General features: G+C 69.1%; 22 protein-coding genes. 13 read left to right on the forward strand and 9 right to left on the reverse strand.

The window, feature by feature from the left end; genetic code table 11:
- The 3 genes from BMW35_RS02470 to BMW35_RS02480 are packed head-to-tail and all read left to right on the forward strand — an operon-like array spanning nt 1 to nt 4,767.
- Complete coding sequence (locus BMW35_RS02470; RefSeq protein ID WP_089667745.1) at nt 1-1,611, forward strand: ABC transporter permease; 1,611 nt, start codon at nt 1-3, stop codon at nt 1,609-1,611.
- Nucleotides 1,604-2,725: an ABC transporter ATP-binding protein gene (locus BMW35_RS02475; RefSeq protein WP_089667747.1), complete on the forward strand. Its 1,122-nt coding sequence runs from the start codon at nt 1,604-1,606 to the stop codon at nt 2,723-2,725. The genes BMW35_RS02470 and BMW35_RS02475 overlap by 8 nt, the downstream gene beginning before the upstream one ends.
- Nucleotides 2,725-4,767, forward strand: a complete 2,043-nt coding sequence (locus BMW35_RS02480) for an ArnT family glycosyltransferase (protein ID WP_089667748.1) — start codon at nt 2,725-2,727, stop codon at nt 4,765-4,767. Before BMW35_RS02475 ends, BMW35_RS02480 begins: the two co-directional genes overlap by 1 nt.
- 33 nt (nt 4,768-4,800) lie before the next feature.
- On the opposite strand, the gene BMW35_RS02485 is transcribed toward BMW35_RS02480, so the two are convergent.
- Together BMW35_RS02485 and BMW35_RS02490 are read right to left on the reverse strand one after the other, a co-directional pair.
- Complete coding sequence (locus BMW35_RS02485; RefSeq protein ID WP_089667751.1) at nt 4,801-5,109, reverse strand: hypothetical protein; 309 nt, start codon at nt 5,107-5,109, stop codon at nt 4,801-4,803.
- Between the two features lie 60 nt (nt 5,110-5,169).
- Entirely contained in the window at nt 5,170-5,859 is a 690-nt protein-coding gene (locus BMW35_RS02490) for a dolichyl-phosphate hexose transferase (RefSeq protein WP_089667752.1), read from the reverse strand.
- Nucleotides 5,860-5,970: 111 nt separating this feature from the next.
- On the opposite strand from BMW35_RS02490, the gene BMW35_RS02495 reads away from it, so the two are divergent.
- Together BMW35_RS02495 and BMW35_RS02500 are read left to right on the forward strand one after the other, a co-directional pair.
- Nucleotides 5,971-6,585, forward strand: coding sequence for a response regulator transcription factor (locus BMW35_RS02495; RefSeq protein WP_089667754.1), 615 nt, complete (start codon nt 5,971-5,973; stop codon nt 6,583-6,585).
- Entirely contained in the window at nt 6,575-8,935 is a 2,361-nt protein-coding gene (locus tag BMW35_RS02500; RefSeq protein ID WP_089667756.1) for a GAF domain-containing protein, read from the forward strand. Before BMW35_RS02495 ends, BMW35_RS02500 begins: the two co-directional genes overlap by 11 nt.
- Before the next feature lie 27 nt (nt 8,936-8,962).
- On the opposite strand, the gene kynU is transcribed toward BMW35_RS02500, so the two are convergent.
- Nucleotides 8,963-10,234: a kynureninase gene (gene kynU / locus BMW35_RS02505; protein WP_089667759.1), complete on the reverse strand. Its 1,272-nt coding sequence runs from the start codon at nt 10,232-10,234 to the stop codon at nt 8,963-8,965.
- A gap of 79 nt (nt 10,235-10,313) precedes the next feature.
- Between kynU and BMW35_RS02510 the strand changes: the two genes are divergently transcribed.
- Together BMW35_RS02510 and BMW35_RS02515 are read left to right on the forward strand one after the other, a co-directional pair.
- On the forward strand, nt 10,314-11,243 hold the full coding sequence (locus tag BMW35_RS02510) for an alpha/beta hydrolase (protein WP_089667761.1): 930 nt from the start codon (nt 10,314-10,316) through the stop codon (nt 11,241-11,243).
- Nucleotides 11,244-11,296: 53 nt separating this feature from the next.
- Nucleotides 11,297-12,214 carry a DMT family transporter gene (locus BMW35_RS02515; protein WP_089667763.1) on the forward strand — a complete coding sequence of 306 codons (918 nt, stop codon included), beginning with the start codon at nt 11,297-11,299 and terminating at the stop codon, nt 12,212-12,214.
- 27 nt (nt 12,215-12,241) lie between these two features.
- On the opposite strand, the gene BMW35_RS02520 is transcribed toward BMW35_RS02515, so the two are convergent.
- Nucleotides 12,242-12,952, reverse strand: a complete 711-nt coding sequence (locus tag BMW35_RS02520; RefSeq protein WP_089667766.1) for a DUF502 domain-containing protein — start codon at nt 12,950-12,952, stop codon at nt 12,242-12,244.
- A gap of 115 nt (nt 12,953-13,067) precedes the next feature.
- Between BMW35_RS02520 and BMW35_RS02525 the strand changes: the two genes are divergently transcribed.
- The 4 genes from BMW35_RS02525 to BMW35_RS02540 all read left to right on the forward strand — a co-directional run bounded on the left by BMW35_RS02525 (nt 13,068) and on the right by BMW35_RS02540 (nt 17,649).
- On the forward strand, nt 13,068-14,096 hold the full coding sequence (locus BMW35_RS02525; protein WP_089667769.1) for an ABC transporter ATP-binding protein: 1,029 nt from the start codon (nt 13,068-13,070) through the stop codon (nt 14,094-14,096).
- Entirely contained in the window at nt 14,093-14,965 is an 873-nt protein-coding gene (locus BMW35_RS02530) for an ABC transporter permease (protein ID WP_089667772.1), read from the forward strand. The genes BMW35_RS02525 and BMW35_RS02530 overlap by 4 nt, the downstream gene beginning before the upstream one ends.
- 1,257 nt (nt 14,966-16,222) lie before the next feature.
- Nucleotides 16,223-16,600, forward strand: coding sequence for a DUF5805 domain-containing protein (locus BMW35_RS02535; RefSeq protein WP_089670324.1), 378 nt, complete (start codon nt 16,223-16,225; stop codon nt 16,598-16,600).
- Nucleotides 16,597-17,649, forward strand: a complete 1,053-nt coding sequence (locus BMW35_RS02540; protein WP_089667774.1) for a tyrosine-type recombinase/integrase — start codon at nt 16,597-16,599, stop codon at nt 17,647-17,649. The genes BMW35_RS02535 and BMW35_RS02540 overlap by 4 nt, the downstream gene beginning before the upstream one ends.
- 149 nt (nt 17,650-17,798) lie before the next feature.
- Here the strand turns inward: BMW35_RS02540 and BMW35_RS02545 are convergent, their stop codons facing one another.
- Complete coding sequence (locus BMW35_RS02545) at nt 17,799-18,605, reverse strand: class I SAM-dependent methyltransferase (RefSeq protein WP_089667776.1); 807 nt, start codon at nt 18,603-18,605, stop codon at nt 17,799-17,801.
- Between the two features lie 91 nt (nt 18,606-18,696).
- On the opposite strand from BMW35_RS02545, the gene BMW35_RS02550 reads away from it, so the two are divergent.
- On the forward strand, nt 18,697-20,154 hold the full coding sequence (locus BMW35_RS02550) for an HTTM domain-containing protein (protein ID WP_089667777.1): 1,458 nt from the start codon (nt 18,697-18,699) through the stop codon (nt 20,152-20,154).
- 54 nt (nt 20,155-20,208) lie between these two features.
- Here the strand turns inward: BMW35_RS02550 and BMW35_RS02555 are convergent, their stop codons facing one another.
- From BMW35_RS02555 to BMW35_RS02565, 3 genes are all read right to left on the reverse strand, one after another.
- On the reverse strand, nt 20,209-21,120 hold the full coding sequence (locus tag BMW35_RS02555) for a phosphoribosyltransferase HisG-related protein (protein WP_089667779.1): 912 nt from the start codon (nt 21,118-21,120) through the stop codon (nt 20,209-20,211).
- A gap of 48 nt (nt 21,121-21,168) precedes the next feature.
- Nucleotides 21,169-22,572, reverse strand: coding sequence for a hypothetical protein (locus BMW35_RS02560; RefSeq protein WP_177170759.1), 1,404 nt, complete (start codon nt 22,570-22,572; stop codon nt 21,169-21,171).
- A 115-nt stretch (nt 22,573-22,687) separates the two neighbouring features.
- Complete coding sequence (locus tag BMW35_RS02565; RefSeq protein WP_089667783.1) at nt 22,688-23,524, reverse strand: MBL fold metallo-hydrolase; 837 nt, start codon at nt 23,522-23,524, stop codon at nt 22,688-22,690.
- 81 nt (nt 23,525-23,605) lie between these two features.
- On the opposite strand from BMW35_RS02565, the gene BMW35_RS02570 reads away from it, so the two are divergent.
- Entirely contained in the window at nt 23,606-24,259 is a 654-nt protein-coding gene (locus BMW35_RS02570) for a helix-turn-helix domain-containing protein (protein WP_089667785.1), read from the forward strand.
- On the opposite strand, the gene BMW35_RS02575 is transcribed toward BMW35_RS02570, so the two are convergent.
- Nucleotides 24,256-24,654: a YlbF/YmcA family competence regulator gene (locus tag BMW35_RS02575; RefSeq protein ID WP_089667787.1), complete on the reverse strand. Its 399-nt coding sequence runs from the start codon at nt 24,652-24,654 to the stop codon at nt 24,256-24,258. The two genes, BMW35_RS02570 and BMW35_RS02575, sit on opposite strands and share 4 nt — an antisense overlap.
- Between the last annotated feature and the right edge of the window lie 103 nt (nt 24,655-24,757).

A 24,757-nucleotide genomic window follows, 5' to 3' on the forward strand; every position in this document is an offset into this window, starting at 1 on the left:
ATGGCTGCGAGCGAGCGGCTCGCCCGCCTCCGGTCCGCGGTCGTCGGCGGCGACGACGAGCCGGGGCTCTCGCTCGCCGTGCTCGCCGGGGCCGTCGCGGCGTTCGTCTCCCTCCCGCTGGTCGCGCTGCTCGTCCGCGCGTCGAACTACGGCTTCGGCCACCTCGTCGGTCTGCTCACGGAGACCGGGAGCCTCGACGTACTCCTGAACAGCCTCTCGCTGGTCGTGCTGGTGACGCTGGGCTGCGTGCTCGTCGGCGTGCCGCTGGCCGTCCTCACGGTCCAGACCGACCTCCCCGGCCGCCGGTTCTGGACTGTCGTCGCCGCGCTGCCGCTGGTCGTCCCGAGCTACATCGGTGCGTTCACGTTCGTCTCCGCGTTCGGCCCCCGCGGCGACCTCGCGGACGCGCTCGCCGTCGTCGGCATCGAACGCATCCCCACAATCTACGGCCTGCAGGGCACCGCGCTCGTCCTGATTCTGTTCACGTACCCCTACGTCTTCCTCACGACGCGGGCCGCCCTCCTCTCGTTCGACGGCACGCTCGTGGAAGCCGCACGCACCCTCAACCACTCGCGCTGGGCGGCGTTCAAGCGCGTCACCATTCCCCAGATTCTGCCCGGGGTCGCGGCCGGCGGGCTGCTCGCCGCGCTCTACGCGCTCTCGGACTTCGGGACGCCGTCTATCATGCGCTACGAGGTGTTCACGCAGCAGATTTACGTCGCCCAGCGCAGCCTCGGCGTTCCCGAGGGGTACCCCGCGTTGCTCTCCATGCAGTTGCTCGTCGTCGTCACCGTGGTGCTCGCCCTGGAGTCACGCATCGGTGCCGGTGACACCTCCTACGTCTCCCGGGGGTCCCGGCAGCCCGGCCGCATCGAACTCGGCGTCTGGAAGTGGCCGGCGCTCGCGTTCTGTGGCGGTATCGCGGTGCTCGCGCTCGGCGTGCCGCTCGGCGTGCTCGCGTGGTGGTTCCAGCGCGCCGGCAGCGCTGTCTTCGAGTTCGACCCGACCGCCGCCTGGAACTCGCTGAAGGTGTCGGTCGCCGCCGCGGGCGCTGCCACCGTGCTCGCGCTTCCCGTGGCGGGGTACGCCGCGCGCTCGTCGTCTCGATTCTCGGAGGTCACCGACCGCCTCACGTACGTCGGCTACGCCGTCCCCGGGGTCGTCATCGCGCTCGCGCTGCTATACCTCTCCACGGAGTTCGTGCAGTCCCTGTACAAGACGGTCCCGCTGCTCGTGTTCGCGTACGTCGTTCGGTTCCTCCCGCAGGCGGTCGGCTCCGTGCGCTCGTCTGTCCTCCAGGTCGACCCGAAGCTCACGGAAGCCGCGCGCACGCTCGGTCGCTCCTCGACTGGCGCGTTCCGGGAGGTGACGCTGCCGCTCATCGCGCCCGGCGTCGCCGCGGGCGCTGCGCTCGTCTTCCTGACGACGATGAAGGAACTGCCGGCGACGCTGATGCTGAGTCCGTTAGGCTTTGAAACCCTGGTGTCGTACATCTGGCTGGTCCGAGGAGCCGGCTCGTACGGTGCCGCCGCCATCCCCGCGCTCGTGCTCGTGGGGGTCTCGGCGCTCTCGATGGTCGTCATCCTCGCGCAGGAACGATACAATGGCTGACCAACTCCAGACGACGAGACGCCGGTCGGAGCCAGACGACGCCACCACCGGGGACGACGTGATCCTCGAACTGGACGGCGTGACGAAGGCGTACGGAGCCGAAACCGCCGTCAGCGACCTCTCGCTGGCCGTGCGCGACGGCGAACTCCTCACACTGCTGGGGCCCTCGGGGTGCGGGAAGACGACGACGCTCCGCATGCTCGCGGGCCTCGAACGCCCAACCGAGGGGGCCATCGAACTCGCCGGCGACGCCGTCGCCGGTCCCGACACGTTCGTCGCCGCGGAGGACCGCGGCGTCGGCATCGTCTTCCAAGACTTCGCGCTGTTCCCACACCTCAGCGTCCGGGAGAACGTCGCGTTCGGGCTCACCGACCGCGACGGCGACGCGGCCGACGACCGCGTCGACGAGATGCTCGACCTCGTCGACATGCCAGACATGGGCGACCGCGCGGTCGACCAGCTCTCCGGCGGCCAGCAGCAGCGCGTCGCGCTCGCCCGCAGCCTCGCGCCGGAGCCCGACATCCTGTTGCTCGACGAGCCGTTCTCGAATCTGGACGTGCGGCTGCGCGTCGAGATGCGCGAGGAGGTCCGCCGCATCCTGAAGGCAGCCGGCGTCACCGCCGTCTCCGTCACGCACGACCAAGAGGAGGCGCTGTCCATCTCCGACCGCGTCGCCGTGCTGAACGACGGCCACATCGAACAGGTGGGCGACCCCGAGGGCGTCTTCGAACACCCCGAATCCCGGTTCGTCGCCTCCTTCCTCGGGCAGGCGGCGTTTCTCTCCGGGATGGTCAACGAGGACACCGTCGACACCGCCGTCGGCTCCTACGACCGCGGGCTCCTGAAGGGGCTGACGGACGGCTACACCGGCGCGATGGTGGACGTGCTCGTGCGCCCCGACGACCTCCGGGCGGTCCCGGCGACCGGGGACACCGGCAACGGCACCATCGTCAAGCGACAGTACACCGGCCCGTCGTTCATCTACCACGTCGAACTCGACAACGGCGACGTGGTGCGGTGTCTCCACAACCACGCCGAGGACATGGACGTCGGCGAGCCCGTGACAGTCGACCTCGTCAGTGACCACTCGCTGGCTTGGTACCCGACCGAGTGATGGTCCGGCTCCGCCGCCTCGCTGCGAGCCCCCTCGCGCCAGTCGCGCTCGCGGCGGCTGCGGCGGTCGCCGCGTACGCCGTCTCCGTCCTCGTCTTCCCCTACCACTCCCTGAACCACGACGAGGCCGTCTACCTCCAGCAGGCGGCGATGCTCCTCGACGGCCGACTGTTCCTCCAGCCGCCGGTCGAGGACGCGTTCCGGCCGTGGTTCTTCGTGGAGTCCGCCCGCGGCCTCTACCCGAAGTACGCGCCGCCGACGGCCGCCGTCTACGCCCTCGGGGAACTCGCCGGCAGCTTCCGGTACGCGCTCCCCGCGGTGGCGGGCGCGACCGTCGCGCTGCTCTACGGCGTCGTCCGCGAGGCCTGGGACCGCCGGACCGCCGCGGTCGCCGCCGTCGCGACGCTGGCGTCGCCGCTGTTCGTCGTGCAGTCCGGGGTCTTCCTCCCGTACGCGCCGACGACGATGCTGAACCTCGCGTTCGCGCTCGCGTACTTCCGCGCCGAGCGAACCGGGAGCGCGCGTCTGGACGCGCTCGCGGGCCTCGCCGTCGGACTCGCGTTCTTCGCGCGACCGTACACCGCGGTCCTGTTCGCGGTGCCGTTCATCGGCCACGCCGTCTGGACACTGCAAACACCGCTCCGCGAGACACTCCGCGAGCGCACGGTCGATACACTGGTCGTCCGTCGCGCCGCGACGGCCGGCCTCGGGCTGGCGGGCGTGGCGGGCACGCTCGGCTACAACGCTGTCGTCACCGGCGACCCGACGGTGTTCCCCTACCAGGCGTTCGCGCCGCTGGACGGTCTCGGGTTCGGCCACCGAGAGATTCTCGGGTACGAGCAGGACTACACCGTCTGGCTGGCGCTGCGGTCGAACGCCGAGGTCGTCGGCACCTTCCTGCTGGACTGGGCTCCATTCGGTGTCGCCGGGAGCCTGCTCGCCGCGGCCGGCCTGTTCGTCAGCCGGCGGCGGGGGTGGACGTGGCAGCAGCGCGTCCTCGCCGGCGTCGTCGGGAGCGTCGTCGTCGGCAACCTCGCGTTCTGGGGGAACCGGAACGTGCTCGGGGGGCTGGCGGACCACTCGGACGGGCTCGTCAGCGCGCTCGGGCCGTACTACCACTACGACCTCCTGGTGCCCGCGAGCGCGTTCGCCGCAGTCGGGCTGCTCGCGGTCGTCGACCGCGTTCGACGCACTGCGCGCTCGCGCCTCGACGGCCGGCGGGCGACGGCGGTTCTGGTCGCTGCCCTGCTTGTCGCGAGCGCCGTTCTCGGGGCGAGCGCCGCGACGGCGACGGGCTCGAAACTGCAGGCGAACGCGGACGTGACCGCCGACTACGAGACCGCCTACGAGCCGTTCGAGCCCGAACCCCCGCAGAACGCGGTCGTCCTCCTGCCGGACCCGTACGGCGACTGGCTGAACCACCCGTTCCAGGCGCTCCGAAACGACCCCGGGTTCGACGGCGAGACGCTGTACGCGCTCGACGACCACGCCCTCGACGCGGCCGCGGCGTACCCCGACCGCGCGCTCTACCGGTACAGCTACCGGGGGACGTGGACGCCCGGCACCGGCGACCCGGTCGACCCGGTACTCCGCGAGGTGGCGGCCGCGTCTGGAGAGACGGTGACCGTCGACGCGAGCTTCGGTCTCCCGTCGTGGACGGCGGGTGCTAGTATCACCGTCGAGTCAGGTGACGGCCGCGCGTTCTACACGCTCGACGACGCGGCCAGCCGGGAGGCCGGCTCGCTCTCCGTGGTCGTCGCCGACGGCCGGGTTCGCGCAGCCGGCGCGGTCACACCCAGCGGGAACGCCTCCGTGCCGCTGGCGGGCGACGTAACGGTGACTGTGCTCGTCGACGGCGGTTACGGCGCGGGCTTCCAGTACCGCCTCGACGTCCCCGTCGCGGCGTCGACCGATGGCTATCGGGCGCTGTCGCCGCAACTGGAACTCTGCACCGACCTCCGGAACTGCGGGGGCGCGTCGGCGTACGTCGACGGCGTCGGCCCGGAGGGTACGTGGTTGAACGCGACGGTCGACGGGACGTGACTGCAAACTGTGTCTGAGAAGGAGTCGAGCGGCCTACGCGAGGATGGGGTCCCGGACGTCTTTGACGACGCCGGTCACTAGCACGAACGCGAGGAAGGCGAACAGGGCAAAGACGAACAGCCATCCGAACCAGAACCCGATGGCGGCGAGCGCGGCGACCTGCGCGGTGGCCGTTGCCTCGTGGATTGCGTACCAGGCGGCCGTCCAGAGGAGGAGGCCCAGCAGGGCTCGCAAGACGAGCGGCGTCCACGACCGGACGCGCGCGGTGAACGAGCGCGCGACGTAGGAGCGGACGGTGGGGGCTGGCGTGCGGGTGGTCGGGTGGTTGACGTTCTTTACCATACTATAATGTACAACCGGTAAGGACTTATAGTTATCGGCGTTTTCGACCGCTTCAGGGGCCTAAAACAGCCGTTCTTCGAGACAGACTTTGAGGATGGAGCCGAGAATCTCTGCGCCGCCCTCCAGCGGGTCGAGTTTCGTCTCGCCGAGGCGCTCGGCGTACTCGATCGGTTCTTCGACGACGTCGTAGTCGCGGCAGAGCGGTCGGACGAGCAGTTCGGCCGACAGCCCCGTGTTCTGCGTCCAGCGGATGTTCTCGACGACGTCGCGCCGGTAGGCGCGCATTCCGGTGGTAGTGTCGTGGACGCGCTCGCCGACGAGCAGGGAGGTGATGGCGGCGAAAGCGGCGTTCCCGAGGCGGTTGAACGCGGGCATTGCGTCAGCGCCCCAGTAGAGGCGGTCGCCGCTGACGACGTCGTAGCCCTCGTTGATGCGGTCGAGGAAGTCAGGGATGCGCTCCATCGGGTAGGTGTCGTCGCAGTCCGTGGTGACGACCACGGGCGTGTCGGCGACGCGGAGCGCGGTCGCGACGGCGACGCCGTACCCCTGTGGTTCCTGCTCGATGACGGTCGCGCCGTGCTCGCGAGCGACCTCCGGCGTGCGGTCGCTGGAGCCGTCGACGCAGACGACGCTGGCGCGGCCGTCCGTGGCGTCGTCAATGTCAGTGAGGACCGTCTCGATGGCTGCTTCCTCGTTGTACGTCCCCATCGCGACGGTGACGTCGTCGAGCGTGTACGGGCCGTCGGACATTGGGGTCGGCTACCCGCGCCGCCTATTTTAGGCTTGCCAAAATATCGGCCGTGGCAAACCATAAATAGGTACACGCCAATCATCGCATGAGACACCCCGTCGGTTACAAAAATGAGTGAGGACGACACGGACGCTACGACCGACGAGCACGAGTACACCGTGCTCGTCGTCGACGACGAGCGCGGCCTCGCCGACCTCTACGCGATATGGCTGGAGGACGACTACAACGTCCGGACCGCCTACAACGGTTCGGAGGCACTCGACGCCCTCGAAGACGGTGTCGACATCGTCCTCCTCGACCGCCAGATGCCGGACGTCTCCGGCGACGAGGTCCTCGCAGACGTCCGCGACCGCGGCATCGACTGCCGGGTCGCGATGGTGACGGCAGTCGAACCCGAACTCGACATCATCGACCTCGGGTTCGACGACTACCTCCGGAAGCCCGTCGACCGGGAGACCCTGCTGGCGACCGTCGAACGGCTCGTCCGCCGGTCCACGTACGACGCGACGGTCACAGACTTCTTCTCGACGGCCCGGAAACACGCCCTGCTGTCCGAATCCGAGGACCCTAGCGTCACGGAGTCCGAGGAGTTCGCAGCGCTCGAAGCCGAACTCGACGACCTCCAGAGCGAACTGGACACCGTCGTCTCGGATTTCGACGGTGCCGACTACGAGGTACTGTTCAGGCGACTCTCGACGTCGACCGACGATACCGATGACGGCTGACTCGACCGGCGGCCGAGGCGACCTTCTGGAGTACGCCACGGCAGTCGCGACTGCGGAGGACACAGACACCGTCTTCGAAGAGCTCGCGAGCGCGGCCGAACGCGCGTTCGGCTTCTCGTCGACCGTGGTGGAAGCGAAGGACAGCGGTCTGCTCTCCGTGCGCTCGTGGAGCGGCGAACCCCCGGACAGTTCGGGTATCGGGGCCGACGAAGGCCTCGCCGGCCACGCCTTCCAGACCGGCGAGACCGTCCACGTCTCGGACATGCGAGCGGACCCCCGGGTCGAGGACGTACCGAGTGACGCCCCGCGGTCGGTCGTGAGCGTTCCCATGGGGAACGCGGGCGTCTTCCAGGCCAGCCGCGACGAACCCGGCGGCTTCGACGACGAGGACATCGCAGTGGTCGAGCAACTCGCCGAACACGCCCGCCGAGCGGTCGAGCGAATCCGCTCCAAGCAGCGCCTGAAGGCCAGCGAGCGCCGCTTCCGGTCGCTGTTCGAGGACGCCGACCACCCGGTCGTCCTCTACTCGACCACGTGGGGCCAACCGGGCACCATCGAGTACGCGAACGAGGCCGCAGAGGAGCTGTTCGACGCGAGCGAGGCCGACCTCCGGGAGCACGAACTCGGGTCGCTGCTCGCCGCCGACGCCAGCGAACTGGTGCCCGAGGACGGTGCCCACACCGTCGAGACGGAACTCGACGAGCCGGTCTCGATGCGCGTCCTCGACGTCACCGTGAAGCCGATGCCGGACGCAGGGGACGCGGACGCGTTCGCGGAGCTGCGGGACGTCACTGAGCAGACCCAGCGCGAGCGCGTGCTCACCAGTCTTCACGACGCCACGCGCCGGATGTTCGTCAGCGAGGACCGCTCGGAGATCGCGTCCGTAATGGTGGAGGCCGCCGAGGGACTCGTCGACCTGCCGTACGTCGGCGTGTTCTTCGAGGCGGACGGCGACCTCCATCCGGAGTCGGTCTCCAGCCCCGTCTCCACGAACGGCCCCCCGGTGCTGCGAGCCGGCGAGAGCATCGCGTGGGAGGTCTACGACTCCGGCGAACCGGAGTGGGTACGGGACGTCGCCGACCACCCGAAGAGGCACAACGCCGACTCGGTCATCGAGGAGGAGTTCCTGTTCCCGCTGGGCGACCACGGCGTGCTACTGGTCGGTGCCGAGGAGCGGGGCGTGCTCACGCGCGAGGACCGCGACCTCGCCGGCATACTCGCCGCCAACGGCGAGGCGGCGCTCGACCGGGCGGAACACGAGCAACGGCTGCGGGAGCAGGAGACCACGCTCCGCGACGAGCGCAACCGGCTCGCGGCGCTGTTCGAGAACGTCCCGAGCCCGACCGCGGGGTTCACCGTCGAGGACAACGAGCCCATCCTGCAGTCGGTGAACTCGGCGTTCGAGACCGTCTTCGGCTACGACGAGTCGGAGCTCGTCGGGGAAAACATCGACGACTACATCGTTCCGCCGAGCCGCAGGGGCGAGGCGGAGCTGTACAACCGGAAGCTGCAGGCCGGCAAGAACATCAACGTCGAGGTCCGGCGGGAGACGGCCGACGGCCCGCGGGATTTCCTGCTCGACGTGGTGCCGTTCAAGCTCGAAGAGCCGACCGTTCAGGGGTACGCGATGTACACGGAAATCACCGACCGCAAGGAGCGCGAGCGGGAACTCGAACGCCAGAACGACCGCCTGGAGGAGTTCGCGAGCATCGTCAGCCACGACCTCCGCAACCCCCTGAACGTCGCCCGGGGGTACGTCGAACTCGCGGAGGAGACGAAGTCCGACGAGCACTTCGAGCGCGTCGACGAGGCGCTGGAGCGCATGGCCGACATCGTCGACGACGTGTTGACGCTCGCGCGCCAGGGCCGCAGCCTGGAGGAGACGGAGGCGGTCCCGCTGGCGGCGGCCGCCGAGTCGGCGTGGCGGAACGTCAACACCGAGGGCGCGTCTCTGGAACTGGAGGACCCGCCGACGCTGTCCGCGGACCCGACGCGCATCGGGTCGCTGCTGGAGAATCTCTTCGGGAACGCCGTGGAGCACGGCACGGAGTGCGTGACGGGAGAGCGAGCGGACGGCGGGGGCCCGCTGACGGTGACCGTCGGCGGGCTGGGCGGCGAGGACGACGCGGGGTTCTACGTCGAAGACGACGGCGTCGGCATCCCGGAGGAGCGCCGAGACGTCGTCTTCGAGTCGGGGGAGACGTTCAGCGTCGACGGGACGGGCTTCGGGCTCGCTATCGTGGAGGACATCGCCGAGGCCCACGGTCTGGACGTGACGCTCACCGAGAGCGAGTCCGGGGGCGCGCGCTTCGAGTTCACGCCCGAGGACTCGACGGTCGTCACCGACTGACCCGGCGGCGGCGGTCGGTTCGGGCCGTCAGGTCACCGTCTGTTCTGTCTCTCGGTAGTCCTCGTGCGCGTCGCTGTCGAGTATCTCGCGGAGTTCGTCGACCGCGCTCCAGACGTCCTCGTGGCTGACGTAGTACGGGGACGGGGCTAGCCGGACGACGTTCGGCGGCCGGTAGTCGACGACGACGCCGCGGTCGCGGAGCGCGCGGCTCAGCGCGCCCGCGTCCGGATGTTCGATGGCGACGTGGCCGCCTCGGCGGTCTGCCTCCCGGGGCGTCCCGACGGCGCACTCGGGGAGGCGTTCGTCCACGAGCCCGATGAGATACCAGGTGAGGGAGACAGAGTGGTCGCGGAGTTCGTCGATGCCCGCGGCCTCGACGACGTCGAGCGCGCCGAACAGCGGCGCGGCCGAGAACACGTTCACGGTGCCGATCTGCCAGCCGGCGGCACCCTCGGCGGGCCGGAAGTGCTGTTCCATCTGGAACTGGGTGGCGTCGTCGTTGCCCCACCAGCCCGCGAGGTGGGGGTCGACGTCCCAGTTGTCCTCGTGGACGAACAGGCCCGCGACCGCGCCCGGACCCGCGTTCAGGTACTTGTAGCTGCACCAGACGGCGAAGTCGACGCCCGCGCGGTGGAGGTCGTGGTCGACGACGCCGACGGAGTGCGCGAGGTCGAAGCCCGCGTACGCGCCGTGCTCGTGGGCGATGTCCGTGATGGCGTCGACGTCGAGGAGCTGGCCGCTCCGGTAGAGGACGGACGGCATGAACACGACAGCGGTGTCCTCGCTGACCGCGTCCGCGACGGCGTCGGACGTGATGGTGCGGCCGTCCTCGCTCTCCGCGACGACGAGGTGGTCGTCTGGGTCGAGCCCCCGCGCTTCGAGCTGTGCGCAGATGGCGTAGTGGTCGGTCGGGAAGTCCAGTTCGTTCACCACCACGTCGGTGCCGTCGGCCGCGTCGAGGAAGCCGCCGACGAGCGTGTGGATGTTCACCGTCGTGGAGTTCGCGGCGACGCACTCGCCGGGCTTCGCGCCGAGGATGCCGGCGAGCCGGTCGCCGAGCAGTTCGCCGTAGTCGAACCACGGCGGGTCGGCCTCCGTCCACGCCTCGATGCCGAGGTCGCGCCACTGGTCGACGGCGCGCTGCAGGGTCTCCGCGGCGTCCTCGCCGTGGAGCCCGAGGCTGTTCCCGTCGAGGTACGTCGCGTCGTCGGGCGTGTCGAACCGCGCCTGAAGCCCGGTCAGGGCCGACTCCGCGTCGCGCATCCGCGCCGCCGACCGCGACGCGTCGAACTCGTCCATGGTTGTCCGTGGCGGCTCGCGCCATTAAGCGTACTGTCGCGCCAGAACGTTCACGGGCGACGGGGTGCAAGGGTCACCGATGACCGACCTCGACCCGGAACTGGCGGCTGTCGTCGACGACATCGAGTCGGCGGGCGTACCTGCGTGGCACCGCCTGTCCGTGGCGTCCGCACGCCGGGTCGAGGACCGCGTGTTCGCCGACGACGACCCCCGGGAGGTGGCGTTCGTCCGCGACCTCACGTTCGCGGGGCCGCGCGGCGAGGTTCCGGTCCGAGTCTACCGCGACGACCCGCCGGAGCCCGCGCCCGTCGTGGTGTTCTACCACGGCGGCGGCTGGACGCTCGGCACACTGGACTCGGCGGGCGACATCTGCCGCGAGCTCGCCGCGCGCTCGGGTGCCGTGGTCGTCTCGGTGGACTACCGGCTGGCACCCGAACACCCGTTCCCGGCAGGCCACGACGACGCCTGGGCGGCGCTGAAGTGGGCCAGCGAGACCGCCGGCTCGTTCGGCGGCGACCCGAGCCGGCTGGCCGTCGCGGGGACGAGCGCGGGCGGCAACCTCGCCGCGAGCGTCGCGCTCCGCGCCCGCGAGCCCGACGGCCCCAGTGTCTCCCACCAGACCCTGCTGTACCCGATGACCGACTGGGACACCGACCGGGCGTCCTACGACGAGCACGGCGACGGCCCGCTGCTGACGGCTGCCGACGTGGAGTGGTTCTGGGCGAACTACTGCCGGAGCCCCGTGGACGCCGCGAACCCGTACGCGAGCGTGCTCCGCGCCCGCGACCACGGCGACCTCCCCGACGCGACGGTCGTCACTGCCGGCCACGACCCGCTCCGGGACGAGGGGCGGGCGTACGCCGACGCGCTCGGGGCGGCCGGCACGCCCGTCGAACACCACCACTACCCGTCGATGGCTCACGGCTTCCTCAGCCTCACCGACGCCGTCGATGTCGCGGACGACGCGATGGACGCGCTGGCGGCCGAGCTTCGAGCGGCGCTCGCCTGACGGCTCGCCCGCTTCGACGGGTCCTTTACCGTCCGCCGTCCACGACGAACCGAATGGGACGCTACCGAACACCCGGTCTGTTCCTCCTGCTCGCCGCCATCTGGGGGACGGCGTTCCCCGCCACGGACGCCGGCCTCGCCGACCTCCCGCCCGTGCTGTTCGCGGCCGTGCGCTTCGACGTGGCCGCAGTCCTCCTGTTCGCGTACGTACTCGCCACGGACGCCGACTGGCGGCCCCGCGGCCGCGAGGACTACACGTACGTCGCCATCGGCGGAACCTTCGCCATCGCCGCCCACCACGCCTTCCTGTTCGCCGGCCAGCAGTACGTCACCGGCGGCGTCGCCGCCGTCCTCCTCGGCCTCGTCCCCGTCGTCACGCCCGCGCTGACCCGGGTGGTGTCGCCCGGCGAGGAGTTCACCGCGCGCACCGCCGTCGGCGTCGCGCTCGGGTTCCTCGGCGTCGTCGTCATCGCCAACCCCGACCCAGCGAACCTCGCGGACAGCGTCGTCGGCGTCGTGCTCGTGCTCGCCGCCGCCCTCGCGTTCGCCATCGGGGCCGTCGGCACCCACGCCAGCGACCCCGACCTCCCGCTCGCGGCGACGCAGGCGTGGATGATGGCCGTCGGCGCTGTCGTCCTCCACGCCGCCAGCCTCGCCGTCCCGGGCAACGGCTTCGCCGCTGCGTCGTGGACACCGAACGCGCTCGCCGCGCTCGCGTACCTCGGCGCTGTCGCGGGTGCCGCCGGCTTCCTGCTGTACTTCACGCTGCTGGACGAACTCGGCCCCATCGAGTCCAGTTTCATCGAGTACGTCATCCCGGTGTTCGCCGCCCTCGGCGGCTGGGTCCTCCTCGGGCAGACGGTTACTGCCACCGCCGTCGCCGGGTTCGCGTGCATCTTCGCGGGCTTCGTCGCCGCGAAGTACCCCGCGATTCGCGCGGAACTCCACAGACTCGACGCCGCAACTCGGTGACGAACAGGAGAAACAGCGATCGGACCGTCAGTCCGAGGAGTCGGTCGATTCGGCCGCGTCAGCGGGCGCGTCGGCCGTCCCGTCGGCGGGTGGGGCGTGTAGCTCCTCTTCGTCGAGTTCGATTGGCGACCGGCCGCTGTCCATTCCGGTCGTCATCAGGAACCGGACGGCGGCACGCACGCTCATGTCCGACTCGTGGACGCGGCTCTCGGGCACGAGGTTCAGCAGGCCCTGCGTGGGGTTCGGGCTGCCCGGAATGAAGACGTTCTGTGCGGGTTCGCCCGCGATCGCTTCGAGCTCGTCCGGGCTGTCGCCGGTCAGCAGGCCGAGCCGGTAGACGTCGTCGCGCGGGTACTCGACGTAGACGACGGACTCGAAGTCCGAATCCCGGGATGTCACCGAACTCGCCATCCCCCGAATGGTGCCGTAGATGGTGCGGAACACGGGCAGGAAGTCGACAACCTGGCCCGTCCGCCCGAACAGCTTCCGGCCGGCGCTGCGCTGCGCAACGAACCCGATGGCGGTGACCGCCAGCGCGAACAGCACGAGCGCGAGCACCTGGGCGGCCACGAGGTTGTTCGCGGTCAGCGTCTCCAGACTCGTTCCCCGGACGACCGGCAGGAGAACGCCCCCGAGCCAGCCCCCGACCGTCCGCAGCACGAACAGCGTGACGAGCAGCGGCGCGACCAGAATCAGTCCGGCGACGAAGTTGCTCTGCAGCGTCGTTTTGATTCGCATACCGTATTCCTCTCGCGGTGGGCGAAAAAGCTAGTGCTGTGGTCGCAATCGGTCCCGCGCTCTCCGTGAGGTACCACCTACACCTACAACCGTCGGGAGCGTGAAGTGTCCTCACATGACACGACAACGAGGCACCGGTGTCGAGCCCCGCACCGACCGGGAGCGGGCGAGCGACCGGCCAGCGGCCGTCGACGCAGAGGGACTCCGGCTCACGTACTCGGACGGGACGGAGGCCGTCCGCGGCGTCGACTTGCGCGTCCCCGAGGGCGAGTTCTTCGGCTTCCTCGGCCCGAACGGTGCCGGCAAGACGACCACCATCAAAGTGCTCGCGACGCTGCTCGCGCCGACCGACGGCACGGTCCGAATCAACGGCTTCGACGTGGCCGAGCGCCCGCGGGCGGTCCGGTCGACCATCGGGTACATGGCCCAGGAGACGAGCGTCGACGAGGAGCTCACGGCCGCCGAGAACATCTCCTTCGCCTGCGAGGCGTACGGCGTGCCGCGCGGCGAGCGCGCCGACCGCATCGACGACCTCCTCGACCTCGTGGACCTCGCCGACGTCGCCGACAAGGAGGCCGGCGAGTTCTCCGGCGGCATGAAAAAGCGCCTGGACGCCGCGACGGCGCTCGTCCACGAGCCGCCGCTCGTCTTCCTCGACGAACCGACAACGGGGCTCGACCCGAAGGCCCGTAACCGCCTCTGGGAGTACTTCCGCCGCATCAACGACGAGGGCACGACCATCTTCCTCACCACCCAGTACCTCGAAGAAGCCGACCAGCTCTGCGAGCAACTTGCGGTCATCCTCGACGGCGCTATCGAGACGCGGGGGAGCCCGGCCGACCTCAAACGCGAGGTCGGCGGCGAGATACTCGACGTGGAACTGGCCGAGGACGACGCCCGGGAGCGCGCCGCCGCAATCGCCCGCGACTTCGAAGCGTTCGCCGACGCGACGGTCGATGTCAGCGGCGACGGCATCACCGTCACGTCCCCGGTCGCGCGACAACACGGCACGGACCTGCTGGTCGCGCTGCGGGACGCCGGGCTCACCGTCACTGGCTTCAACGTTCGAGCGCCCACGCTCGACGACGTCTTCCTCGCCGTCACGGGCGAAGAACTCGACCGCGAAACGGAGGGGTCGGCGTGAGTATCCCCACCGACCAGCCGGACCGGGACCTCACGCGCTCCCGGAACAGCTTCCTCGGCGACGCCTGGGTGAACTTCAAGCGCTGGAACCTCAAGGCCGTCCGCAACCCCTTCGTGCTCGTCGTCTCGCTGGCCCAGCCGATCATCTTCCTCGTGCTGTTCACCGAGGTGTTCGGGAACGTCGCCGGTGCGGCCGTCAACCGGGGCATCCCCGGCATCAGCTACGAGACCTACCTCGTTCCCGCAATCACTATCCAGGTCGCGCTCGCCGCCGCCATCACGTCCGGTATCGGGCTCGTCAACGACATCGAGAACGGGATGTTCGAGAAGGTGCTGGTCTCCCCGATGAACCGGACCGCGGTCTTCCTCGGGAAGACTGCGGCGGAGATGTTCCGCATCGCAATCCAGGTGAGCATCATCCTCGGTCTCGGCGTCGCCCTCGGCGCGGACGTCACCACGGGGCTGGCCGGCGCTGTCGGCATCGTCGCCGTCGGCATGCTGTTCTCGCTGTGGTTCCTCGCGCTCTCGAACTCGCTGGCGGTGCTCACCCGCGACCAGGAGTCCACCATCATCGCCGCGAACCTCCTCCAGTTCCCGCTGCTCTTCCTCTCGACGGCCTTCCTCCCGCTGGACTCGCTGCCGGGCTGGGTGCAGACGTTCGCCACCTACAACCCAGTGACCTACGGTGTCGACGCCGCACGCTCGCTGATGCTCGACCGGGACGTGATGACCGTCCTCGACGTCACCACCTTCGGCGGCACCCTCGACGGCGTGATTCCCGGCGTCGTCGTGTTGCTCGCGCTGGACCTCCTGCTCGGCGCGGTCGCTGTCTTCCTGCTTTCCCGGGCGTCGAGCTCTCAGGCGCGCTGACGCCGTTCATCCTCTTTCTGCGAGCTGAGCGACAAATTCGAGGACGACCCCAACCCCAGATTTGTATATAGCGACATGCGATTTACTCATCGGTTCTCCGAGTACCCAACCAATATCGGGTCGGACTGGAGTCAACAAATTACGCGAGAGCGCGGTCGGGAATCACCGAGGAAGACCGAACAATATGCTTCGGAATCTGTAACTCGATTGTGGGCGTCTCCCTCCCTCAATCCGCATCTCCCCCGGTTTGACCCGGCGGCCCCCGATGCCGTCCGACAATCAGTATCGGCGCGGAGAGTTCCCTGGGCTCAGTCACGCGATTGCCTCGTCGAATCACGCCCACTTGAATCGGTTTCGTCGGCTCTCCGAGCGAAACGTCGTTGATACGGGAAGACGCAGGCGTAGCGGTCGTGCGGACCCCGAACCGCTCGGCACTCCATTCCAGCGTTCACAGCGGTTTCGCGGAGCGGGATTTGGGCGTCAGCACCGCCAGGATACTTCCCAGAGCGTGTGCGCGAGACGCGTCCTGCCACGTAGCACTATCAGGAGCGCGCTCACTTCCTGTATTCGGCGTTAGCTGTGGGGCACAACATCGAGGCCCGAGTGGCGAAGCGCGATCGAGAAACCGCTGTGGACTGTATCACGGGTCGCGGCTCCCCAGTGCACCGAGTGCCGGAGCTGTAGTTGATTGGCACAGCAATCTATCGACCAGTGACACGACGCAACCAGAGCGCTCGGAATTCCGAACAGAAGCAGCGGATGTCCACACTACTTCGGGAGCGTGGACTGAGCGCAAGAATACCCGAGAGAACGGTGGCGAAACCACTATCGAGCAGCGTTCAGGAGCGTTGATGCCGGCTCGTCAATTCCTCTGGGTTCCAGCGACAGTCGACGTGACTGTTCGTAGGTCACCAGCGCCGTCCGATGCGTCCTGAATTGGGTTACCGAAGTTGATCCCGGTATAGAGAACCGGCGGCAGGCGACCAACGAATCGAGGGCCGAGTAGCTCACTGAGTTGCCGCCACGCTACATCGCGCTCAAACCGCGTTCGTCGCTCCGAGGCAACAATCCAGCCATATTATATCATCTTCTGGAGTTCCACAGAAGAAAAGTTAGATGATTCCAGACAGGCCGTAAAATGGTAATATCGTTTCAAATAGTACTAACTAACCGCCATCTAGAGGCCTACAAGAGGCGATAAATATACTTATCTCTCTATGAGGAACATTGAAGGGAGTGGGGTGTGTCGCCCGGAGCATGGGCGACGAGGGCCGCGCAGTCGTGAAGACGTACGTGCCGCCGGAGCAAAAATCGGTGTGGCGGGAGCACGCCGACGACCTGGACATGTCCCAGAGCGAGTACCTGCGGACGATGGTTCAGGCCGGACGAAAGGGGTTCCTGACCGGCCCCGAGGAAGGTGGTTCTGGGGACGCTACCCCCGGGGGTGATGGCCTCGAAGACCGGGTCCTCGATGTGGTCGATTCGGCGGGCGTCGTGTCGTGGGACGAACTAGTCGCGGAGCTCTCGGGTGACTTCGAGGACCGTCTCGACGACGCTGTCCAGACGCTGTCCGAGAACGGAACGATTCGGTTCGACCCGCGTCGAGAGGGATACGTCCGCCAGAAAGACACATGAGCGAGCGAGCGGAGGCATCCCGCGACGGTGACGGCGAGGACATCGACGATCTCGTCGGGTACTTCGTCGAGGACATGGCATACCACGGGAAGTCCGAGCGCACCCGGGAGGCCTACGAGCGCGTGCTGCGGCGCTTCGACGCGTTCCTCGCGGAGTTCGACACGGACCCGGCGAACGCGGACCGTCGAGACTGCCTGGCGTGGGTCCACGAACTCCGCGGCGAGTACGCCGAGAGCACCGTCGCGACGTACGCGTCGTACCTGAACCGGTTCTACAGCTACATGGGACAGGTCGGCGCGGTCGACGGGAATCCGATGGCGCTGGTGATTCAGGAGATGGATGAGGCCATCGACACCGACCCGACGCGCCGCGAGGTCTCCGTCGAGGACATGCGGGCGTTCGTCGCGGACATCTCGCATCCCCTGGAGCGTGCAGTCGTCGTTGGGTTACTGAAGACCGGGCTACGCGTCGGCGAACTCTGTAACCTCGACCTGCGGGACCTGAATCTGGACGCCCGCGGTGTCGAGGATGCATACGACCTGGGGACGCGCGGCCAGCTCGACGGCCATCCCGATACGCTGTACGTCGACCCGGCGATGAGCCGCGGCGAGACGGTCAACGGCGAGCAGCGCAGCGCGTCGAACAAGCGCAAACGCGGCACGCTCGTGCCCGTGGACGCCGAACTGAAGACCGAGCTCCTGCGCTGGCTGGCGATCCGCCCGGATTCACCGTCCGCCGCCGAGCCGCTGTTCGTCAGCACCCGGGACTCGTGGGGCGAGCGCCTGACGCCCGAGATGGTTCGGGGAATCGTCCGCGAGCACGCCGAACCCCGGGGCTGGTACCGCGAGGGCGGCGACGCCGCCGAGAACGTCACACCGCACTACTTCCGGCACTTCTTCACGACACACCTCCGGGACCGCACGGGGGACCGCGGTGTCGTGAAGTACCTCCGCGGGGACGTCGCCGACGACATCATCGACACCTACACCCACAACTGGGGCGACCGGGTGCGCGAAGTGTATCTGGAACACGTCTACTCGTTGACGTAGCGTCGCACAGCGTACTCGTAAACTCCATATCGCGATACAGAATTACTAGGGACGGGTGCTGTGTTGCAGCCCCGGAGTCGACAGCGAACAGTTCCGCGTCGGCGCGACAGGAGCCCGAGTGGCGCTGAGAGCGCGAGCGAGAGTATCGGTCAGTTCTCGCCGTCGACGACGCCGCGGACGAGCAGGTACTCGACGCGGACGGTGTTGTCCGCGAACCACTCGTCGAGCGTCGCGAGCGCGTCCTGACGGAGCGCCGCTCGACTAGCCTCGTCGTCGAGCGCCCGGAGCGCGGGCGAAAGCGGGCCGGCTTCGACCGCGAAGTCCCGCCAGAAGTGCTCGGGGGAGACGTACCGGAACCGGGCGATGCGGCGCTCGAACGAGAGTTCGCAGTCGTCGCCGAGGCGGTCGCGGACGAAGTCGGTCTCGCCCCAGCGGAGGTGCGCCCAGGGGTCGTGGTCCTCGTGTGTCACGTAGTCGTCGAGAACTTCGGTGAGCGCGCCGACGAGGCCGTCCGGGGACCACGACGTGAACGCGACGCGACCGCCGGGCTGTGCGACCCGCACCATCTCGCGGCCGGCCTCGACGGCGGCCGGTGAGAAGACGTGGCCGAAACTCGACAGCACGACGTCGAAGGCGTCGTCCGGGAACGGCAGCGCTTCGGCGTCGCCGGCGACCCAGTTGACGTCGTCGTAGCCGGCGAGCTCGGTGCTGTCCCGGGCGAGTTCCAGCATCGGACGCGTGACGTCGACGCCGGTCACGTCTGCGCCGGCGCGGCGGGCGGTGAGCGCGGCGTTCCCCGTCCCGCAGCCGACGTCGAGCACGCGGTTCCCGGGGTCGACGCCGCAGGCACTCACGAGGCGCGCGATTGCGGGTAGGAGGTTCGGTGCCAGCGACGGGTACCGGCCGGCCGACCACGTGTACGTCGACCGTTCGCCGGTGGTCTGGGGGTCACTCATCACTGGAGCCACGGCCCGCCGGGGGAAGAACGACACGATGGCCGCGGGTGCCACGGAAAGCTTATCCGGGGACGGGACGCCAGTCGCAGGTATGGACGTCCGGGCGGCAGTCGCGTCGCGGCTCGGAGCCGACACCCGCTCGCTCGCGGCGTTCCGCGTCGGGGTTGCGGGCGTCGTGCTCCTCGACCTCCTGTTACGGTCGCGGTACCTCGGCGCGTTCTACACGGACACCGGCGTGCTTCCGAGAGACGTGCTGTTCGCGCAGAACCCGGTTCTCGGACCGCTCTCCCTGCACGCGCTCTCGGGGGCGCTGTGGTTTCAGGCGCTGCTGTTCGCGGCCACGGCGGTCGCCGCACTGGCGTTGCTCGTCGGCTACCGGACGACGCTAGCGACGCTGGTCACGGGGCTGCTGGTCGTCTCGCTGCACGTCCGGAATCCTCTGGTCCTGAACGGCGGCGACCTCGTTCTCCAGATGCTGTTCCTCTGGGGGCTGTTCCTGCCCCTCGGCGAGCGCTGGAGCGTCGACGCACTCCGCGAGGGCCCCCGAGAGAAGCGGGTAACGTCGGTGGCGACGGCGGGCGTGCTCTGCCAGGTCGTCGTCATCTACGCGACGAACGCGGTTCTGAAGCTGCGCGGCGACGCCTGGCTCTCGGGCGACGCCATCCAGTACGTGTTCAGCCTGGAGATGTTCGTCCACGGCGTCGGGCACTGGCTCGCGAACTACCCCGCGCTGCTCGTCGCGTTCGACACGGTCTGGCTGGCGATGCTCGTGGGCTCGGGGCTCCTCCTGCTCGTGACTGGCTGGCCGCGCGCGCTGCTCGCGGCCGCGTACGCGGCGATGCACGTCGGAATGGCCGCGACGATGCAACTCGGCGTGTTCCCGCTCGTCGCGGTGGTCGCGCTCGTGCCGTTCATCCCGAGTGTCGTCTGGGACGCGCTCGCCGACCGACCGCACCGCCCCGTCGTAGCGGGTCCTCGGGTCGCTCGCGTCCAGGAGGCGCTCCGGGCGAGGCTGCCGCTGGTTTCGACTCCGTCGCTCCCGCCAGACGCGCTCGACTGGGGGCGCAGGGCGCTGACAGTCGCGCTCGCCGCGTTCCTCGTCGCCCAGCTGGCGTACAGCGCCGCGTCGGTCGGCCTCGTCCCGGTCCCCGACGCCGGACCGCTGGACGGCGAGGAGCCGGAGGCCCGCTGGAACATGTTCGCGCCGGAGCCGCTGTCGGTAGACATCTGGGTGAAAGCGCCCGCCGCGACGCCGAACGGCGACCTCGTCGACGCCTTCCACGGAGGCGAGTTCACCTGGGACAAACCGCCCGACGTCTCGAAGACGTACCCGTCGGCTCGCTGGCGGAAATACGTCATGAACGTCGTTGACGCCGACGACCAGTCGGTCCGCGAGGGGTTCGCGGCGTCCCTCTGCTCGCGCTCGCCGCACGGCCGGTCGGCGTCCGTGACGAACGCGTCCGTGTACAGCGTCGAGCAGCCGACGCGACTGGACGGACCGGAGCCGACGAACCGTGTGGCGCTAGCGGCGACGAACTGCTCGACGTGACCGGGGCTCGCGGAGACCTGAGTGGTATCGAGAACAGTCACACCGGAGTCCGGCCTACTGCGGCGGAATCGCGGTCTCCGCGGGGTCCGCCGTCAACGCCCGGCGAACCGCTGCCACGTCGCTGCCGTCCGCCTCGTGCTGGTTCTCCATCAGGACGGTCTCGCTGGGGAACAGCCGCTCGCCGACCGAGAGGCCGTGGTCGCGGGCGGTCGACCCCGTGACCGTGAGGTAGACGCCGACGCCGGCGTCGGCAATCGCGCCTTCCTCCTCGTCGTGGTCGTCGCCCGGGTACGTGAACGACAGGCCCTCCGTCACGTCGGTGCCGAGGACCGCCTCGACGAGACGCTCGTATCGGGGGCTGATGCAGACGGGGCCCTCGTAGGCGGCGAGAAAGTCGCGGTCCAGGTCCTGCGCGTCCACGGCTGCCGTCGCTGCCGGCGTCGCGAGCAGCGTGTGGTAGACCGTGTCTCCGAGCCCCGAGACGACCCGCACGTCCGTGTCCACGGGGTCGATACGGTCGTTGACGTCCGCGATAGAGGTCAGCGGCTCCGGGCGCAGCCCCACGACCTCCTCCAGCACGAGGTCGGCGCTGTCGAACCCGAGCGCGAACTCGTGGGTGCGGAGCGCGCGGAACGGCTCCTCGCGACCGATTAGCTCCACGGGCGTCCCGTCGACGTCCACGGACAGCGAGTCGAAGACGATGCGGCGCGGCTTCCCCGGTCGGGCGTCGCGGAGCAGCGTGTAGTCGGGTGCCCGCGGGTCGTCGGGGTCGCTGTACGCGGCGAGCCGCTCGTAGACGCCGCGGTCGTCGGTCTGCTCGCCCTTCGCGACGGCTTTCTCGTACCGTAGCGTGGCGGCGACGTCGTCGGCGACCGCCGTCGCGTCGGCGAACGCGGCGGCCCGGTCGAGCACGGCTTCCAGCGGTCGCCCCTTCCGCGGGACGGCGACGCGAACCGGCGCTGTCATTGTCGAGTACAGCCCGCGGGCGACGAAAACGGTTGTGATTCCGTGAGTCTACGCGCCGAAGACGTCGGAGAGCTGGCTGCGCCACTCGTCGATGTCCTCGACCGTCTCCTCGACGTCGTCGAGGTCTTCTTCGAGGTCCTCGATGTCGTCCTCGACATCTTCGAGGGCGAGCACGTCGTCCTCGGTGTCCGCGAGGCGCTCGTCGAGGGCGTCCACGTCGCCGCGCAGGCGGTCGAGAGACTCCTCGAGGTCGTCGACGGCACCGAACTTCGACTCGACGGTCTCGACCTCCGCCCAGAGGTCCTCGCGGTCCTCGTCGGCGGCCGACACGGACTCCTCGACGGTCGCCACGTCCGCGTGGACGTCCGCGAGCTCGTTCTCCAGGTCCTCGATGTCGTCTTCGAAGTCCGCGAGCAGTTCCTGTGCCGCACCGTTCTCGTCGATGAACGCTTCGAGGGCGTCCGTGTAGGCTTCGAGCTCCGAGACGCGAGACTGCAGGTGGTCGATTTCGACCTCCGTGGACTGCGGGACGCCGCCGAGCGCGCCCTGAATGGTTTCGAGGTCGTCGTCGTAGACCTCGTCGTTCCGGATAGCGTCGGCGAGCGCGGCCGCGACCTGACTTTCGTCGAAGCCGACGGGCTCGGCCGGCTCGGGGTCGACGGGGTCCGGGTCGGCGTCGTGGTCCCCCCCGAGTTCCGCTTCGAGGTCGGTCTCCTCGTCGGTGTCGTAGTCGCCGGCGTCGCCGAACGACGACCCGGCGTCGAGCGCGGTGCCGGTGCCGTCGGCGGCGTCGGTGTCGAGGGACCCGGTGTCGAAGGAGTCCTCGTCTTCTTCGGCCGCGAGCCGCTCTGTCTCGGCGTCGTCGAACGTCGGCTCGTCCTCGTCGTCGCTCCCGTCGTCTACGAGGCCCGCGTCGTCGCCGAGAATCTCGGCGTCGTCGTTCGGCGTCGAGTCGATGCCGCCGCTCGCGCCAGCCCCGGCCTCCACCTCGACCTCGGCCTCGACCGCGTCGTCGTCCTCGAGGCCGGGGACGGTGTCACGCTCGCCGCCCGCGAGTTCGCGGACCACGTCTGTCGACTCCGGCGGGACGACCTCACCGATGTCCTCGCCGTCGACCGCCACGTCGGGCGCGGAGAGGAACGGCGTCTCGTCTTGGCCCTCCTCCATCCGGACGCCGTAGACGGTCGTGAACTCCTCGCCGGCGTCGACCTCGCGCTCAAAGCACACGATGCCGTCACCCGTCGCGGTCCAGTGTTCGCTGCCGTACTCTGGGTGGAACCCGATCTGGTCGATGCCGAACTCGTCCGGAATCTCGTCCGTGATGGTCAGCGTGACGTCGGCGTCCCGGGACGAAGAGACCTCGAAGGCGACCGCCGGAACGGGGAAATCCTCGGCGTTGAAGAACTTGCTGACGGTGACGCCGTCCGTCTCGACGACTGTCTCGTCACTCACCGCAACCACCCGCGCGTAAGTCGTGCATACAGCCACCTACGGGGAGAAGCCCTTAAATTGCCCGGCGGCTCGCAGCGCGGGCGGCTCGGGCTGTCAGTCGCCGGACCGGAGGCGGTTACTCGACGTCCACGCGGTCACCGATTTCGACGACGTCGAGACGCTCCGGGTACTCGAAGCTGCGGGCGTGGTGGTACAGCGCCGTCGGGTCCGCCGTCATGCCCTTCCACATGTCCCAGTGGGACGGCAGCAGCCGGTCGACCTGGAGCGCGCGAGCGCACTCGATTATCTGGTTCTCGTCGTTGTACCAGCGCTTCAGCGTCGGTTCGCCGGTCTCCTTGTCCGGGAGCTGGCCGACCGAGCCGAACGCGAGGATGCCGAGGTCGATGTCGTACTCGTCGCCGACGCGGTCGAAGTCCTCGGTGGGTTTGGTGTCGCCGCCGTGGAACACCGTGCCGGCGTCGTGCTCGAAGACGTACGAGACCGGATGGGTGGCGTCCGGGTCGTGGGCCACCTCGACGTGGACGGTGAACTCACCGACCTCGATTGTGTCGCCCTCCGCGACCTCGCGGTACTGGTCGGCGGCGACGGCGTACCGGTCGTGCCACTCCTCGTCGTCGCGGGCCACGGCGACGGAGTCGTCGGGCGCGTACAGCGGACAGTCCGTCTCGGCGAGGATTGGCGCTTGGCTCGGCCCGTGGACGTGGTCGGTGTGTTCGTGCGTGGCGAAGACGGCGTCGGCCTCGGTGACGTCCCGCGGGTCGAACGGCACGGGAATCATCCGCACCGTGCGGGGTGGGTCGCCGGTCCCGAGGTAGGGGTCGACGAACAGCGTCGTCCCCCCGCTGCCCTTCAAAACGAAGCCGTTGCACCCGAGGTACCAGACCGCGACCCCGTCGGGGTCTGCGTCCGCGACCACCGCCGGCAGCCAGTCGTCCCAGTCGGAGTGAACCATGGGTAGGCGTACGGACGCCTCCCCTAAGCCTCCGGGGTTCCGTCGTGGCACTTAACCGCACAGGAGCACGTTCTAGGACGGATGAGCGTCATCGTCGAGTTCTCCCTCGACTCACCGCGGTTGAACCTCCACGGGGCGACCACCACGGTGCCGGGCGTGACCGTCGACGTGGAGTCGGTCGACGCGGACGTCGACGGCGGCGTGAAGACGATGGCCTGGGCGGTCGGGGGCTGTCTCGACGCCTTCGACGACGCGCTCCGGGCGGACCCGACGACCACGGACGTCGTCCTGATCGACGACCTGCCCGACCGCCGGCTGTACAACTACCGGACGTCCGAGCAGTCCGAAGTCCAGCTGTACACCGACTGGCTGGAACTCGGCGCGGCACAGCTCCACGTCGAGTGCCAGGACGGCACGTGGTTCCAGCGCGTCCGGTTCCCCGACAGAGACGCCCTCGCCGAGTTCGAGTCGACTTGCGAGACGGAGGACATCTCGTTCACGCTCCACCGCATCTACGGCGACCCGGGGAGCGCGGAGCCAGACCCCCTCACTGACGCGCAGCGCGAAGCGCTCCGGCTCGGACTCGACTGCGGCTACCTCGACGTCCCGAGAACGGGGTCGCTGTCAGTGGTCGCCGACGAGCTCGGCATCTCGGAGCAGTCGGCCAGCGAACGGCTGCGGCGGGCCACGCGGAACCTCGCAGCGGACGCGCTCGCCGACGCGACACAGAACTAGTCCTGACAGCAGGCCCCGGACTCGCCGACGAAGTCCACGTCCAGCGGCTCGCTGATGAGGTCGTTCAGCACCTCGAATCGGTCCTCCAGGGCGTCCTGGGCGGCGAGGTACTCTGCCATCACGGGGTGGCCGTGGAGTCGCTCCTGGGCGTCCTGGACCTCCTGGAGCGCTTCCTGGTCGGCGTCCCCGGACTGCCGCGCGAGCATGAACTCCTGGCGGAGCTGCTCGAACTCGTCGATACGCGACTGCACCTCGTCGTCGTTCTCGACCGCCTGCTTGGACTCGACGAACCGGCGGTACTCCGGCGTGTCGGTGATGGCTTCACCGAGCTGGCGCGCGATGTCGTCTGCGGCGTGGTCCTCGTCGGTGGTCGCCGCGTCGGTTTCGACGCTCATGCCACGTACGTTCGGACCGGCGTCGTTTCAAGCTGCCGGAACCCCCACTCGTCCGCCGCTCGTGGGGGAACCGCCGGGGTTAAACGCGCGAACTCTCTATCAG

It is taken from the genome of Halobacterium jilantaiense (genome assembly GCF_900110535.1).
Classification (GTDB): domain Archaea; phylum Halobacteriota; class Halobacteria; order Halobacteriales; family Halobacteriaceae; genus Halobacterium; species Halobacterium jilantaiense.